This is a genomic window from Nocardia sp. NPDC051756, assembly GCF_040681495.1.
GTDB lineage: Bacteria > Actinomycetota > Actinomycetes > Mycobacteriales > Mycobacteriaceae > Nocardia.
In genome coordinates this window covers 297,272-312,911 of the sequence record NZ_JBFAYV010000004.1, presented here as the reverse complement: position 1 = coordinate 312,911, position 15,640 = coordinate 297,272, and the positions used below count along the sequence as shown (strand labels likewise).

The following is a 15,640-nucleotide window of genomic DNA, read 5'->3' as shown; positions in this document are numbered from 1 at the left end:
ATGTGTAACTATGCCTGGCGCGCTCAGCGCGCTGACCACCAAAAATCCCGTCCACCAGCGACTTAGGCGCAAGTGCAAGGCCCCTGAACGCAGGCTCGAATCAACCGAAACGGTCCGAATGGACGGATCTGTTGCGGGTCGACGCGAACATCGGCGCGGCGAACCGCATCCGCGGCGATGCGCATCGTGCAATCGGTCCGGAACCGGCCGGCAGCAGCCTATGCGGTGCGCACCGATTCGGGGCGAAAGATCAACCGCCGCAACAACTCAGCGATCCACGATCGCGCCGAGCAGGATTCGCGGGTAGCCGTCCATCGATCGTCACGAGCACTCCTCCAGTCCGGCAAGGAGTTCGGCGGGCCACGATGCACCGGTCGAGCGAGGCGATCTTCGTGCGTCACGGACTCCACGCAGTGGTTCACGGATGCCACCGCGCGAGCCCTGACGGCGTGCGGGCGACGACGCCTCCATTATTCAGCCGAAGGCGTCGCCGATTCTTCCACGGCCGGACCGTCCATATCCAGTCCTATTGACCCACAGCCGCTTTCACTGAGCGCGATTCGCGTCCAACTGAGGGGTACGGCAGTCCAAAACACGTCACGAGCTGCCCATACGCCGAACGCTGTGCTACCGCAACGAAGTTCGTTGGACTCCACGTACCCGCGTTTTGGAATCCAACAAACCCATTGCGGCGCAATACTATTGAAATTGCAAATGCATTCTCACGCGACAAATGCAAACTCAATCGGGCGAATACCGCGGCGTCCTCGATTCCGGACCGATGCGATCTAGACCAACCAGGCGGCCGTATTCGGCGGGAGCTGGCCCCCGTCCAGCGGCGCGCTGGCCAGCAGCACGTCCCCCGGCGGCAGCTGGGTGGGCGCCTGCGACGCGTTCAGCACGCAGACCAGTCCACCCTCCCGGCGGAAGGCCAGACAGCCGGGCGGGCTCCCGTACCACTCGATCCGGTCCCCGCTGAATTCCGGTCGCAGGCCGCGCAATTCGATGGCCATCCGGTAGAGCGAGAGGGTCGAGCCGAGTTCCTCGAGTTGCGCCTCGACGGTGTAGCCCGCCCAGTCGGCCGGCATCGGCAGCCAGGGCTGTCCGGTGGTGAAGCCGAACGGCGGCGTGGCGCCCTCCCAGGGCAACGGCACCCGGCAGCCGTCCCGGCCGCGCTCGGTGTGCCCGGAACGCTCCCAGGTGGGGTCCTGGAGGACCGCGTCGGGCAGGTCGTCCACGTTGGGCAGGCCCAATTCGGCGCCGTTGTAAATGAAGACCGAGCCGGGCAGGGCGAGCTCGAGCATCATCATCGCCCGGGCCCTGGCCGCGCCGACCGTGCCGCCGCCGTAGCGGGTGACTTCGCGCTCGATGTCGTGGTTGGACAGCGTCCAGGTGGGTGAGGCGGCAACCGGCGCGACCGCGGCGAGCGAGTTGTCGATCGCCGCGCGCACGTCGTCGGCGTCGAAGTCGGTCTTGGCCAGCCGGAAATTGAAGGCCAGGTGCAGCTCGTCGGGGCGCAGGTACTCGCCGAAGCGCACGTTGTCGTCGACCCACACCTCGCCGATCGACACCGCGTCCGGGTAGTCGTCGAGCACCTTGCGGATGCGGCGGTGGATCTCGTGCACGCCGGGATTGTTGAACCGCGGATCGTCGTCGTCGTTGGCGAGCAGCGCGGTCTTGACCACCGCCATGTCCGGTAGGCCGGCCGGTTTGGCCATGCCGTGCGCGACGTCGAGGCGGAAGCCGTCCACGCCGCGATCGAGCCAGAACCGCAGGGTCTTCTCGAAATCGGCGGCGACCTCGGGGTTTTCCCAGTTCAGGTCGGGTTGTTCGGGGGCGAAGATGTGCAGGTACCACTGACCCGGCGTGCCGTCGGGCTCGGTGACCCGGGTCCAGGCCGGGCCGCCGAAGATGCTCGGCCAGTTGTTCGGTGGCGTGTCGCCATGGGGGCCGCGGCCATCGCGGAAGAGGTAGCGGGCGCGTTCCGGGCTGCCCGGTCCGGCCTCGAGTGCGGCGAGGAACCAGGGATGTTCGCTGCTGGTGTGGTTCGGCACCAAATCCATGGTGATCTTGATGTGCCGGTAGTGCGCCTCGGCGATCAGCTCGTCCATCGCGGCGAGTCCGCCGAAGAGCGGGTCGATGTCGCGGGGATCGGCGACGTCGTAGCCACCGTCGGCCATCGGCGAGGTCATCACCGGACACACCCACAGTGCGTCGATGCCGAGCAGCTCGAGATAGCCGAGCTTCTCGCGGACGCCCCCGAGATCACCGACTCCGTCGCCGTCGGAATCCGCGAAGGATCTGGGATAAACCTGGTAGAACACGGCCGACCGCCACCATGGTTGCGTGGTGCGATCCACCGGCACCGCTACGGCGGGTGTATCAGTCACAGACGTAATAGTGCCAAAGTTTTGCGGCAAAAACCCTTAGGCGGAGCACCGATCTCAACTTTGGGCAAATCGCCAGCGTCCGCCGGGACGCGCCGAAAACCCTCGGCCCGTCTCGGTTCTCGACCGAAACGCCCTCACCAGGGCGCGTTCATCAGCGAATTCGCCGCCATCTCCAGGTAGTCCAGCAGAGCCTTGCGATGTTCGTCGTCGAGCAGCTCCGGCTCGATCTCCGCTACGGCGATTCGCATGCATCGCAACCACGCGTCGCGCTCGATCGGACCGATGACGAACGGGTTGTGCCGCATCCGCAGCCGCGGGTGGCCGCGCTCCTCACCGTAGGTGCGCGGGCCGCCCCAGTACTGCTCTAGGAACATGCGCAGCCTGCGCTCGGCCGGGCCCAGATCTTCCTCGGGGTAGAGCGGGCGCAGCACCTCGTCGGTCGCCACCTCGCGATAGAACGCCGCGACAATCCGCCGGAACGTTTCCGCGCCGCCGACCGCGTCATAGAACGACGCCGGCGTCTGTTCCGCCGATGCCGCTGCTGTCTGCTCGCCCGAAGTCATAGACCCTCTCGATTCGCTGGATGCGCCGTTGTCCATTGTGCCCGTGCCCGGCATCGACAGCCCACACGGCGGTTTTCCGGGGCGGCAAATCGCGGACCGGCGGCTCTTCAGCCACAGTTAACCGGACATTGTTGAAAATCACCGTGCAATAGCCGTCGTTCCATGGTCAACTGGGTGGCAATCTCTGCCGAGCTAACAGCATGATCCTGCCAATCATGAAATTGAGGTCCAGATGAAGCAGCGGCACAGCGCCAGATCGCACGAGGCGCGCACACACCGACAACTCCAGCCCGCCGACGTCCACAATCGTGGCTCGGGGGCTACTCCGCTGCATATCTTGTCCGATCATTATCCGGGCGCGCATCACGGTCATCCCGACCATGCGCACCGCTCAGCATCGCCGCCCAGTGAGACTCCGAGCTGGTTGAAGCGCCGGGTGCTGCTCCTGAATGCCACCTACGAGCCGCTTACCGCCCTGTCCGCGCGCCGCGCGATCGTCCTGCTCATCTGCGACAAAGCCGACACCGTCCACGGTGACGCCGAAGGCCCGGTAGTCCACTCCGCCGAAGCCGCCGTCGCCATTCCCTCGGTGATCCGCCTGCGCACCTACGTGCACGTTCCCTATCGGGCCCGCGTCCCGATGACCCGCGCCGCCCTCATGCACCGTGACCGCTATCGCTGCGGCTACTGCGGTGGCAAGGCGGAAACCATCGACCACGTCATCCCGCGCAGCCGCGGCGGCGAACACTCCTGGGAGAACTGCGTCGCCAGCTGCGCGCCGTGCAACCACCGCAAGGCGGACAAGATGCTGAGCGAATTGGGCTGGACCCTGCGCTCGCCGCTGGTCTCGCCGAAGGGTCCGCACTGGCGGCTGCTGTCCACGACGGCCGACCTGGACCCGGTGTGGTTGCAGTACCTCGGTGAAGGGGCCGCCTGACACCAGGTCAGGTGTATTCGATCACAAAGGTCGCCCACGTCCCCGGCGCCAGCGCCTCGAAGACGTGCGGCAGATCGCCCGGGTAGGAGATGTAGTCGCCCGGGCCCAGTTCGACGGGTTCGTCGATCAGGCCGACCTTCGCGCGCCCGCTCGCCAGCAGGACGTGCTCGAAGACGCCGGGGATGTGCGGCTCGGACAGCCGGGCCTGGCCCGGTTCGGCGGTGATCCGGAACAGGTCGCGGCGCGAGTTCGGCGGGCTGGCGGCCAGCAGGGTCGCGCGGTAGTCGGATTCCGCCGCGGCGACGACCGGGCCGTCCCCCGCGCGGATCAGCCGAACCGACGGGCGCGGCGGGTCTAGCAGGCCGGAGAACGGCATGTCCAGGGCGACGCACAGGGCCCAGAGAGTTTCCAGGCTCGGGTTGCCGGTGCCCGATTCCAGTTGGGAGAGGGTCGATTTCGCGATGCCCGCGCGGTGCGCAACCTCGGTGAGCGAGAGACCGGCGCGCGTGCGTTCCCGGCGCAAGGCAGCCGCGATCACCGCCTGAGGCGTGCCCGTCGGCGAGTCCTGCTGTGCCACTTGTCCTCCCCCGCGTTCGGTGAGCCGATCAACGGAACTCCGTTGACGGATGCGGTTTCGGTGTTCACTATAAGATACATGCGTTCGATATGGCGAACACTCGGACGGGACACGTTCTCGGGAATCGTGGCGGTGTGCCTGGCGGTGATGGTGATCGGGGTGTCCTACGGGGCGACCGCGGTGACCACCGGGCTTCCCCCGTGGCTCCCCATCGTGCTCGGCATCGCAGTGCTCGCCGCGGGTTCGGAGTTCTTGTTCATCGGGATCATCGCGGCAGGCGGCAGTCCGATCGCGGCACTGCTGGCCGGACTGGTGGTGAATGCCCGGCACCTGCCGTACGGGCTGTCGGTACCGGATGCGGTCGGGACCGGGTGGCGGCGACTCCTCGGTGTGCACCTGATGAACGACGAGTCGGTGGCAATGGCGCTGGCCCAGTCTTCTGCCGAACGCAAACGAGCCGCGTACTGGGCGAGCGGTTTCGGCATTCTGCTCGCCTGGCCCGGCGGCGCCGCACTCGGCGCGTTGATCGGAACCTTCGTGCCGGACACCTCAGCATTCGGTCTGGACGCGGTGTTCCCGGCGGTGCTGCTCGCGCTGATCATTCCGGCGTTGCGGGACCTGGCCACGCTGCGCGCAGCGCTGGCCGGTGCCGCCGTGGCGGTGGCGAGCGCACCGTTCCTACCCGCGGGAATGCCTGTGCTGGTTGCACTTTCAGGATTGCTCTGCGTGGGACGGGACAAACAGGCATCCGGCACGGAACCACCTGCGCCAGTGGAAGTTACGAGCCCGGATCAAATCACGCGTGAATCAGGTACCGAATGATATTGGCTGCAAGCATGATCGCCCTCACGTTGGGAACCTACGCGTTCCGCTGGTCCGGTCCGGCGCTACGCGACCGAATCCGCTTCCCCGCCCGCGCAATTCGCCTCCTCGAAGTCGGTGCCACCGTCCTGCTCGCCGCGTTGGTCGCGGTGACCACACTGCCGACCGCCTCCGGCGAATTCGGATTCGCCCTTCCCGCTGGGGTTCTCGTCGCCGGTGTGCTGGCCTGGCGTAAACAACCTATCCTCGTGGTCATCCTGGCCGCCGCGGCAACCACCGCCCTGTTGCGTCTGCTCGGCCTGCACTAGCCCGAATCCGCGACAGCGTCAGCTCGGGGAGAGGGAGATGCCGCCGCCCAGTCTGCGGGCGACCGAACCGTAGCGGGCGTCGATGCGCAGCCAGGTTTTGGTGGCGCGGACGCGGACGATCTCGGTGGCGAGGATGCGGCGGGAGTCGGCCTTGTCCCCGGAGTGCGGGATGAAATCCATTGCGGTGAGGGCGAAGACGACGCGCATCGGAACCTGCACCTGGGTGTCGGCGCCGGAAACCGTGAGCACCGTCTGGTCGAGCAGGGACACGGGCGGGCCGTGGCTGCTGCCGTGTTCCTTGGCCAATTGCGCGCCCTGCTCGGCGAGTTCGACCAGGGTGCGGGCGGGCACGTCGTCGATGTGCGCGAAACCGTCCACCGGCGGCAGCGCGCCCCGCCACGCCGAATCCATCGAATATCCGAGATCGATGGGCAGACCGGAGCCGAGCCCGGCCAGCACCATGTCGGCGCCGACGGTGACGTCGTCGACGCCGAGCTCACCGACGATGGTGCGGACCGCGAGCGTCTCGAAACCCGTTGCCACCCAGGCGGAGACGTACTGCTCCCCGCGGCGGCGGAGACGTACCACCGCCGCGGGGTCCAGCCGCACCGCCCGAGTCAGGAACGTCGCGAGGTTCTCTCGCTCCGCCGGATCGGACACGTGCACTACGCGTTGTTCTGCCATCACGGCTGTGCTGCCGTTCTCGACCAACTGCTATCGATGTGGATCAGTCCAGCCACTCGGCGAGATAGTCGCGTTCGGCATCGGTGAGCCGGCGCAACCGCTGCGCACTCATGTCGAACGCGGCGATCTGGGTGGAGGCGATCACCGCGGCAGGCGAGTCCGGTGCCGCACCCGCGGCCCGCACCTCGTAGCCGATGGTGAAATCGACCGCCCGCAGCTGCTGGATCCACATCGCGATGTCGAGCGGTGTGTCCTCGTGCCGGAGCTGACCGCGGTAACGCACCCGCAGATCGGCCAGCACGCAGCCGGTCCCGAGCGCGGCGGTCGGCCGGCCCGGCTCCAGCAACCACGGGATGCGCGCCTCTTCCAGCAGGGTCACCATGCGGGCATGGTTCACATGCTGAAAAGCATCCATGTCCGACCATCTGACCTCTACCTGGGTGTGAAAACGCTTGGGCAGCACAACTTTGCTGCCCGAGGCGTCTTCGACACTCGGCGCCTTCCCGTTACCGTTCAACGAGCTCGTCAACGTGGTACCTCCGATTGGGCGCCCACCCCGCTCACCATGCTTCGCACTTGGCGCGCGGCCACCGACAGCGTGGCGAGATCGTGGGTGCCGGATTCGAACAACTCCGACAGCGCGGCTCGGGCACGCCCGAGCCGGGACTGGTTCTTCGACTCCCAGTATGCAATCTTCTCGTCCGCGCTTTCCTCCGGGTCACCGGCGGAGAGCACGTCGAGGGTCAGCGAGCGCAGCGAGGAGTACATGTCGTCGCGCAGCGCGAGCCGGGCCAGCGAGTGCCAGCGATCGCCCCGTTCGAGGTGGCTGACCGCCTGGAGCAGCCAGTCGATCTTGAGGTGCTCGTTGAGCGCGTAGTACAGCGCGCCCACCTCGTCGCCGTCGCGATCGGTGATGTCGGCGATGTCCACGATGTCGAGCAGCGGGAACAGGTTGAGCAGCCCGAACACCTCGGTGGCCAGGTCGGTCGGCGCACCGCGGGCGATGAGCTCGGCCGACTGATCGGTGAGCGTCGCGACGTGATGTCCGCGCAGCCAGCCCGGCACCTTCGGCGCCAGCGCCTGCACGTCCTGGCAGTACCGGTTGATCTCCGCGCCGACCGCGATCGGCTGCGGCCGGTTGCTCAGGAACCAGCGTGAGGCCCGGTCCAGGGTCCGCTTGGTTTCCAGTTCCAGCAGGTCGCGCACCGCGGTGGCGGCGTCGGCCGCGCGGATCCGCGCCCACATCTCCGGCAGGCCGAAGATCTCGGTGGCCGCCGCGAACGCGCGCACCGAATCGGTGGCCGTCGCGCCGGTCTCCTCGCTCAACCGGTGTGCGTAGGTGATGCCGCCGTAGTCGACCATCTCGTTCACGATCATCGTGGTGAGAATCTCCCGGCGCAGCCGGTGCTTCTTGATCGCGGCGCCGAACCGGTCGCGCAGCGGCGTCGGGAAGTAGTCGGGCAGCCGGGTGACGAAGAACGGGCTGTCCGGCAGATCCCCGTCGAGCAGGTCGGCCTTGAGCGAAAGCTTCACGTGCGCCATGAGATTGGCCAGTTCCGGGGAACTCAGGCCCGCGCCCTCATCGAGCATGCGCTGCAACTGCGCGTCCGAGGGCAACGCCTCCAGCTCACGGTCGAGGCCGCGGCGCGCTTCCAGATCATCGATGAGCCGCATGTGCACGTTCAGCATCTGCGGCGCGTCGGTGCGGGACATGCCCATCAGGAAGTTCTGCGCCACATTGTCTTCCAGCACCATCTGCGCGACCTCATCGGTCATCGAGGCGAGCAGCGGGTTGCGGTCCGGCTCGGCCAGCTGGCCCGCGCTGACCACGCCGTCGAGCAGCACCTTGATGTTGACCTCGTGGTCGGAGCAGTCCACGCCGGCCGAGTTGTCCAGGGCGTCGGTGTTCATCTTGCCGCCGCTGCGGCAGAACTCGATGCGGCCGAGCGCCGTCGCGCCCAGGTTGCCGCCCTCGCCGATCACGTTGACCCGCAACTGGTTTCCGTTGACCCGGACCGGGTCGTTGGACTTGTCGCCGACCTCGCCGTTCACCTCGGTGCTGGCCTTGATGTAGGTGCCGATGCCGCCGTTCCACAGCAGTTGCGCGGGCGCGAGCAGGATCGCCCGCACCAGCTCCGGCGGGGACAGCGATTCGACGCCGTCGGCCAGGCCCAACGCCTTTCGGGCCTCGGGGCTGATCGGGACCGACTTGACCGTGCGGTCGTAGACGCCGCCGCCCTTGCTGATCAGCGAAGCGTCGTAGTCCGCCCAGGACGAGCGGGGCAGCGCGAACATCCGCTGCCGCTCGGCGTAGGAGGCCGCGGTGTCCGGGTTCGGATCCAGGAAGATGTGCCGGTGGTCGAACGCCGCGAGCAGGCGGATGTGCTCGGAGAGCAGCATGCCGTTGCCGAAGACGTCACCGCTCATGTCCCCGATGCCGACGACGGTGAAATCCTGGGTCTGGGTGTCGATGTCCATTTCCTGGAAGTGGCGCTTGACGCTCTCCCAGGCACCCTTGGCGGTGATGCCCATCGCCTTGTGGTCGTAGCCGGCCGAGCCGCCCGAGGCGAACGCGTCGCCGAGCCAGAAGCCGTAGCGCTTGGCCACGTCGTTGGCGATATCGGAGAACGTCGCGGTGCCCTTGTCCGCGGCGACCACCAGGTAGGTGTCGTCGCCGTCGCGGCGCACCACCCGGGCGGGCGGCAGCACCTTGCCGGTCGCGCGATCTACGTTGTCGGTGATATCGAGCAGGCCGGAGATGAAGGTGCGGTAGCAGCTGACGCCTTCGGCGCCGAGCGCCTGCCGATCCGCGACGGGATCGCCGGTGGCGGCCGGTGGCTGCTTCACCACGAAGCCGCCCTTGGCGCCGACCGGGACGATCACCGCGTTCTTCACGGCCTGGGCCTTGACCAGGCCGAGCACCTCGGTGCGGAAGTCCTCCAGACGGTCGGACCAGCGCAACCCACCACGGGCCACCGAACCGAACCGCAGGTGCACGCCCTCGACCCGCGGCGAGTACACGAAGATCTCGAATTGCGGCCGCGGCTTGGGCAATTCGCTGATCTCACGCGGCTCGACCTTCACCGACACGTAGTCACGCGACATGCCCTCGGCGTCGGTGATGTAGTAGTTGGTGCGCAGCGTCGCCCGGATCAGGTTGAGGATGGCGCGCAGGATGCGGTCGGCATCCAGGCTGACCACGTCGTCGATGCGGCCACGAACCTGGACCTCGAGCTCGGCGGCGTGATCGGCCGAGACGGTGTCCGGGTCGAAGCGGGCACCGAACAGGTCGACGAACAACCGCGCCACATCCGGATAGGTGAGCAGCACCCGGGAGATGTTGGCCTGGCTGTACGGGAAACCGGCCTGCTGCAAGTACTTCGCGTAGGTGCGCAGGATGGAGACCGCGCGCCACGGCAGCCGCGCGCGCAGCACCAGTTCGTTGAGACCGTCGGCTTCCGCGCGGCCGTACCAGGCCGCCTCGAAGGCCTCGGTGAACCGCTCGCGCAGGCCGCGAACCTCGGCCTCCAGCACCGCCGCCCGCTTGGACGACTCCAGCAGTTCCGCGTCCAGGTCCCGGTCGAGCGCGCTGCGCAGCAACTCGGGACGAGCCAGCAGACCGAAGTCGTAGATCCAGCGTTCGCCGCCGGTGCTCGGGTCGCCGCCGGGCTGCGGCTCCAGCTCGAGCTGGTACGGACGCTCGTCGACCACCTCGACGCCGAGGCTCTGCAACACCGGCAGCACCTGGCTCAGCGAGATGCCGGGGCCGGCGACGTAGAGCGAGAACCGCCAAGAACCGGGGTCGGAGGCCACATTCCGGTACAGGTACTGATCGATGCCGCCGTCGCGCAGGTGCTCCAGGCGGACGATGTCGGCGAGCGCGCGGCCTGCCTCGAAGTCCTCCTTGTACGCGTCCGGGAACGCCGCGGAGTAACGCTGCACCACCGCGGGGTCGAGCATGGTCGAGGTGCTGACCTCATCGTTCAGCAGGTCTTCCCAGGTCCGGCTGGCCTCGCCGAGCAGGCCCTGGATGCGCAGCCGGTTGGCCTCGGAGGTGTCCGCCGCCGGCGCCGCGTAGCGCGGGGCGCCGTGCTCGGCCTCAGGCATGCGGACGGTGAAATACACACTGGCCAAGTCGCTTTCGCCGACCCTGGCCGAGTAGTCGATGGACACACCGCCGAGCTCGCGGACCAGGATGTCCTGCATCTCCAGGCGCACGCGGGTGGTGTAGCGGTCGCGCGGCAGGTAGACCATGCACGCGACGAAGCGGCCGTAGCCGTCCGCGCGCAGGAACAGCCGGACCTGCCTGCGCAGGCCGATGTTCAGCACCGCGAGGGCGGTCCGGCGCATCGTCTCGGAATCGGAAGAGAACAGCTCGGTGCGCGGGAAGGACTGGATGACCTCGAGCATCGCCTGCCCGGAGAACGACTCCAGGTCGAATCCGCACTCCTCGATCACCGAGCGCACCCGGCGCTCGATCACCGGGATGTCCAGCACGTTCTCGTGCACCGCGGTCACGGTGAAGACACCGATGAACAGGTGCTCGCCGAGAATCGTTCCGGTGTCGTCGAAGTCGGCGACGCCGATGAAGTACGGGTACACCGAGCGGTGCACGGTGGCGGGCACCAGGCCCTGGGTGAGCATCAGCAGCGGCCGGTCGGCGGCGTTGATCGGCACCCGGAAATCGGTGCCGACGTCGGGCCGGAGCACGCCGAGGCAGGTGCCGGGCATCGGGTTGGACGACGATTCCTGCCCCTGCTCGGCGCTCAGCTGGTAGCGCGCGTAGCCGAGCACGGTGAAGTTACCGCTGGCCAGCCAGCGCAGCAGGTTCGCGGTGTCGACCAGGTCGGTGTCCGGGAACGGCGCGGTGCCCGACTTGGCGGCCAGCTCCAGATCGTCGGCCAGCCTGCTCTGCACGTCCTTGATCGACTCGGTGTCGCCGATGACCTGGCGCACGTCGGCGACCACGTTCGGCATCCCGGATTCGATCTTGGCCAGCAGCGCCCGGCTGGTGGCCGGGTGCAGTTGCAGGTGCATCCAGGACTCGCGCAACGCGGTCGCGCCGTTGGCGCCGTCCACCTCGTGCGGGCCCGCGTGTTGCAATAGGCCGTCCGCATCGCGTTCGACCTCGAAGATCGGGTGGATCACTTCGCTGACGCTGACGCCGAGCCGGCTCAGCGACGAGGTGATCGACTCGACAAGTAGTGGCATGTCATCGGTGACGAGCTGTACCGCCGCACCGAGGCCGGAGCCGTCGTCCGGGTGGTACACCCGGACCAAGGCCCGGTCCGCCGGGCGGTGCATGGCCAACTCCATGTGCCGCCGGAAAATTTGAGTGATGCCGGTGATCGCGCAGTCCACATCGCCAGCGTCGACGTGGCGGAAATACGCCTCCTCGAGAGTCGCAAGTTCGCCACGCAGTGCCTGCGGCAAACTCGCGGCCCACGCCGCACTGGACAATTCGGACGAGACCGTCATTTTTTCGCCAACTCCTCGGATTCGGTTCCGTAACAAAGCGACGCCGGTCCGAGAGTAGCTGTGCGTGGAAGACGAGGGGGTGAAATCCCTTCCAATCCTGGGGTGTTCACCATCACGGCCGTGTTCGCCACGCGATTGCCCAGCTCGGATGAATGATCTCGGCACAGCATCGTTCGGACGCGCGAACGTCAGGTGTGCGCGACAGGGTCTTTCTGCGGCGGCAGCGGGGCCGAAGCACCTCGGTTCAGCTCGGCTACCAGGTCGACGGTGGGGACCGCCGATTGCTCGAACTGTGCCTGCGCATTCACGTGTCCCACACTAGCCAGATGCGAGACGTCCGTGGGGCGCAGGTGCAGGGGCATTGTGCCGGATACAAGACATAACGGGCGTCCGGTATTCGGCGCGAACCGGGATCGAGTCGTGCGGTCGGGCGCGACGGCACGACTCGATCCCCGATCGGGTCAGTCGCGAGTCAGCCTGCGGTGCGTAACCCGGTGCGGGCGGGCGGCTTCCAGACCGAGGCGCTCGATCTTGTTGGCCTCGTAGGCCTCGAAGTTGCCCTCGAACCAGAACCACTTGGCGTCGTTGTCGGAGTCGCCCTCCCACGCCAGGATGTGCGTGCAGGTGCGGTCCAGGAACCAGCGATCGTGGGAGATGACCACGGCGCAGCCGGGGAACTGTTCGAGCGCGTTCTCCAGCGAACCGAGGGTCTCCACGTCGAGGTCATTGGTCGGCTCGTCGAGCAGGATCAGGTTGCCGCCCTGCTTGAGCGTGAGCGCCAGGTTCAGCCGGTTGCGCTCACCACCGGAGAGCACGCCGGCCGGCTTCTGCTGATCCGGGCCCTTGAAGCCGAACGCGCTGACGTAGGCGCGCGACGGCATTTCCTGGTTGCCGACCTGAATGAAGTCCAGCCCCTCGGACACGACCTGCCAGACGTTCTTCTTCGGGTCGATGCCGGCCCGGTTCTGGTCGACGTAGCTCAGCTTGACCGTCTCGCCGACCTTGACCTCGCCGCTGTCCGGCGACTCCAGTCCGACGATCGTCTTGAACAGCGTGGTCTTACCGACACCGTTCGGGCCGATGACGCCGACGATGCCGTTGCGCGGCAACGTGAACGAGAGATCCTTGATCAGCTGACGATCGCCGAAGCCCTTGTCCAGGTGCGAGACCTCGACCACCACGCTGCCCAGGCGCGGACCCGCGGGAATCTGGATCTCCTCGAAATCCAACTTCCTGTGCTTGTCGGCCTCGGCCGCCATCTCCTCGTACCGACCGAGGCGGGCCTTGTTCTTGGCCTGGCGGGCCTTGGCACCCGAGCGCACCCAGGCGAGTTCGTCCTTGAGCCGCTTCTGCAGCTTCTGGTCCTTCTTGCCCTGGACCTCGAGCCGCTGGGCCTTCTTCTCCAGGTAGGTGGAGTAGTTGCCCTCGTAGGGGTAGGCGCGGCCGCGGTCGAGTTCAAGGATCCACTGGGCCACGTTGTCCAGGAAGTACCGGTCGTGGGTGACGGCGAGCACGGCACCCGCGTACGCGGCCAAGTGCTGTTCGAGCCAGAGCACGCTCTCGGCGTCGAGGTGGTTGGTCGGTTCGTCGAGCAGCAGCAGGTCGGGCTTGCTCAGCAGCAGCTTGCACAGCGCGACGCGGCGGCGCTCACCACCGGAGAGGTTGGTGACCGGCTCGTCCGGCGGCGGGCAGCGCAGGGCGTCCATCGCCTGCTCCAACTGGGAGTCGACGTCCCACGCGTCGGCGTGATCCAGGTACTCCTGGAGCTTGCCCATCTCGTCCATGAGCTCGTCGGAGTAGTCGGTGGCCATCAGCTCGGCGATCTCGTTGAAGCGGTCCAGCTTCACCTTGACCTCGCCGAGGCCCTCCTCGACATTGCCGCGGACCGTCTTCTCCTCGTTCAGCGCGGGCTCCTGCATGAGGATGCCGACCGTCGCGCCGGTGGCGAGGAACGCTTCGCCGTTGTTCGGCTGGTCCAGTCCCGCCATGATCTTCAGGACGCTGGATTTACCCGCGCCGTTCGGGCCGACGACACCGATCTTGGCGCCGGGAAGGAAGTTCAGGAAGACATCGTCGAGCACGACTTTGTCACCGTGCGCCTTGCGAACCTTCTTCATCGTGTAAATGAACTCAGCCATAAGGAGGAAGCCTATCGGTGTCGGAAACGGTGAGTAGAACCGGCGGATACCCCTCGCGGCGCGCGGCCGTGAGTCCGCCGCACAGGTCAGGCGTCGGCGTGCTCGGGGTGGGTCGTTCGGGGTGGCGCCGTGGAGGCGGCTGCGACATTCTCCCCCAGCCCGTCGCCTGCCGGCACCTGAACTTCAGCGCCGAAGCGGTCCCCAGTATTCCGCATCTGCGACCACCTGGTCACCTGCGCCGTGCACCGGCCGAGATCCGGGCCGACGGCGCTGGCCCGCATCTCCAGGTCACGCCGCTCGATCCCGTCCCGGCCGCGGTATTCGTGTGAGCGCAGCTGACCGTACGCGATGACCGGATCGCCGCGCCGCAGCGAGGCCTCGACGCCGGCCACCAGCTTGCGCCAGCAGTTGACGGTGAGGAACAGGGTGCCGCTCTCCACCCACTCCCCTGTGCTGTGGTCGAGCCGGCGCGCATTGCTCGCCATCCGGAAACTCAGCAGCTGCTCGCCGTTCGACAGTTCCCGCTTGATCGGATTGTTGACGATATTTCCGATCACGGTCGCGTGCGCCTCGTACATGATTACGCCCCTTCGCATTCGGCCCGCGGCGGATGCCCGGGGACTTCCGCTCGTCCGGGAGGACCTCTCCAGCCTCACCGATGCGCGGGGCGATCGGGCGCCTCGATCCGCGAATGTGGACAACTTTCTGGAATGTGGATATCCGGCGCTTCTTTCCTTGCGACCGGCGAGTTTCGCGGAGGGCGTGCGCGAAAGTGGTTACAGCACCGAGAGATCGGTGTTGGCGCCGCAGAGGACGATCACCGGGCGCTCGTCGGGCGCGGGGACGTAGACGCCGCTCTGCACCGCGGCCAGCGCGGCCGCACCGGCGAACTCCACCACGATGCGGAACTCGCGCCACAGATAGTCCCTGGCGGTCGCGATCGCGTCGTCGGTGACCAGCAGCGAACGCACCTGATAGCGGCGCGCGATGTCCATCGCGATGTTCCCGATCCTGGTGGCGCCCAGGGATTCCGCCGCGATGCTCGACACCGCGACCTCGACCGGCCGGTTCGCCGACAACGCCGCGTGCAGCGTGGGAATGCCCTCCGGCTCGACCCCGATCACCTGCTGGCGGCGGCCGATCGCCGCCGCGATCCCCGCGACCAGCCCGCCGCCGCCGACCGCGGCCAGCACCGGCGGCCGCCCGCGCACCTGCTCCTCGATCTCCAGCCCGACCACGCCCGCGCCCGCGACGATGGCGGGCAGGTCGTAGGCGTGCAGCTGCACCGCGTTTCGCTCCCTGGCGAGCTCGTTCGCGTAGCCGAGCGCCTCCGCGTAAGTCGTTCCGTGCCAGAGCACCTCGGCGCCGTGCGACCACATGGCCGCGACCTTGGTGTGCGGCGCCGACTCGGGAACCACCACGGTGCAGGACTTTCCGAGATGCGCGGCCGCCAGCGCGGCGGCGATCCCCGCGTTGCCGCCGGAGGCGATGACCACCTCGGTGCCCGCGGGCGACTCGAGCAGCGCGTTGAAGCTCCCCCGGACCTTGAATGTGCCGCCGTACTGGAGGTATTCGAGTTTCATCGTGACCGGCACCGGACCGTTCGGCCCGGCGACGGAGGTGTGGAAGACCGGCGTCTTGCGGATCCGCCCGGCCAGGCGCCTACGCGCGGCCCGTACGTCGGATCGGTAGATCCGATCGATCGGTCTGTGTTCGGAGAAAACTACGGACCGCTCGTTCACA

The 15,640-nt window shown here is 67.5% G+C and carries 12 protein-coding genes; 3 read left to right on the top strand and 9 right to left on the bottom strand.

Features of this window, described 5'->3' with window-relative positions; genetic code table 11:
* Nucleotides 1–788: 788 nt before the first annotated feature.
* Nucleotides 789–2,390, bottom strand: a complete 1,602-nt coding sequence (locus tag AB0M22_RS18440) for an alpha-amylase family glycosyl hydrolase (protein WP_364727794.1) — start codon at nucleotides 2,388–2,390, stop codon at nucleotides 789–791.
* A gap of 134 nt (nucleotides 2,391–2,524) precedes the next feature.
* Nucleotides 2,525–2,953: a globin gene (locus AB0M22_RS18435; protein ID WP_364727791.1), complete on the bottom strand. Its 429-nt coding sequence runs from the start codon at nucleotides 2,951–2,953 to the stop codon at nucleotides 2,525–2,527.
* Between the two features lie 232 nt (nucleotides 2,954–3,185).
* On the opposite strand from AB0M22_RS18435, the gene AB0M22_RS18430 reads away from it, so the two are divergent.
* Entirely contained in the window at nucleotides 3,186–3,890 is a 705-nt protein-coding gene (locus tag AB0M22_RS18430) for an HNH endonuclease (protein WP_364727788.1), read from the top strand.
* 7 nt (nucleotides 3,891–3,897) lie between these two features.
* On the opposite strand, the gene AB0M22_RS18425 is transcribed toward AB0M22_RS18430, so the two are convergent.
* Complete coding sequence (locus AB0M22_RS18425) at nucleotides 3,898–4,467, bottom strand: XRE family transcriptional regulator (RefSeq protein ID WP_364727785.1); 570 nt, start codon at nucleotides 4,465–4,467, stop codon at nucleotides 3,898–3,900.
* Nucleotides 4,468–4,545: 78 nt separating this feature from the next.
* Between AB0M22_RS18425 and AB0M22_RS18420 the strand changes: the two genes are divergently transcribed.
* Both AB0M22_RS18420 and AB0M22_RS18415 read left to right on the top strand, forming a co-directional pair.
* Entirely contained in the window at nucleotides 4,546–5,289 is a 744-nt protein-coding gene (locus tag AB0M22_RS18420; RefSeq protein WP_364729787.1) for an AzlC family ABC transporter permease, read from the top strand.
* A gap of 14 nt (nucleotides 5,290–5,303) precedes the next feature.
* Nucleotides 5,304–5,597: an AzlD domain-containing protein gene (locus AB0M22_RS18415; RefSeq protein ID WP_364727783.1), complete on the top strand. Its 294-nt coding sequence runs from the start codon at nucleotides 5,304–5,306 to the stop codon at nucleotides 5,595–5,597.
* Nucleotides 5,598–5,615: 18 nt separating this feature from the next.
* Here the strand turns inward: AB0M22_RS18415 and AB0M22_RS18410 are convergent, their stop codons facing one another.
* The 6 genes from AB0M22_RS18410 to AB0M22_RS18385 form a co-directional block, all read right to left on the bottom strand.
* A complete protein-coding gene (locus AB0M22_RS18410) occupies nucleotides 5,616–6,281 on the bottom strand; it encodes a hypothetical protein (RefSeq protein WP_364727780.1) in 666 nt (221 codons plus the stop codon).
* 43 nt (nucleotides 6,282–6,324) lie between these two features.
* Nucleotides 6,325–6,744, bottom strand: coding sequence for a thioesterase family protein (locus tag AB0M22_RS18405; RefSeq protein ID WP_364729785.1), 420 nt, complete (start codon nucleotides 6,742–6,744; stop codon nucleotides 6,325–6,327).
* A gap of 62 nt (nucleotides 6,745–6,806) precedes the next feature.
* Nucleotides 6,807–11,759: an NAD-glutamate dehydrogenase gene (locus AB0M22_RS18400; protein ID WP_364727778.1), complete on the bottom strand. Its 4,953-nt coding sequence runs from the start codon at nucleotides 11,757–11,759 to the stop codon at nucleotides 6,807–6,809.
* Between the two features lie 461 nt (nucleotides 11,760–12,220).
* Nucleotides 12,221–13,897: an energy-dependent translational throttle protein EttA gene (gene ettA / locus AB0M22_RS18395; RefSeq protein WP_364727776.1), complete on the bottom strand. Its 1,677-nt coding sequence runs from the start codon at nucleotides 13,895–13,897 to the stop codon at nucleotides 12,221–12,223.
* Between the two features lie 86 nt (nucleotides 13,898–13,983).
* The gene (locus AB0M22_RS18390; RefSeq protein WP_364727773.1) at nucleotides 13,984–14,475 is read right to left on the bottom strand and encodes a single-stranded DNA-binding protein; all 492 of its coding nucleotides are present in this window, start codon (nucleotides 14,473–14,475) and stop codon (nucleotides 13,984–13,986) included.
* Nucleotides 14,476–14,673: 198 nt separating this feature from the next.
* Complete coding sequence (locus AB0M22_RS18385; RefSeq protein WP_364727770.1) at nucleotides 14,674–15,639, bottom strand: serine/threonine dehydratase; 966 nt, start codon at nucleotides 15,637–15,639, stop codon at nucleotides 14,674–14,676.
* Nucleotide 15,640: the final 1 nt, after the last annotated feature.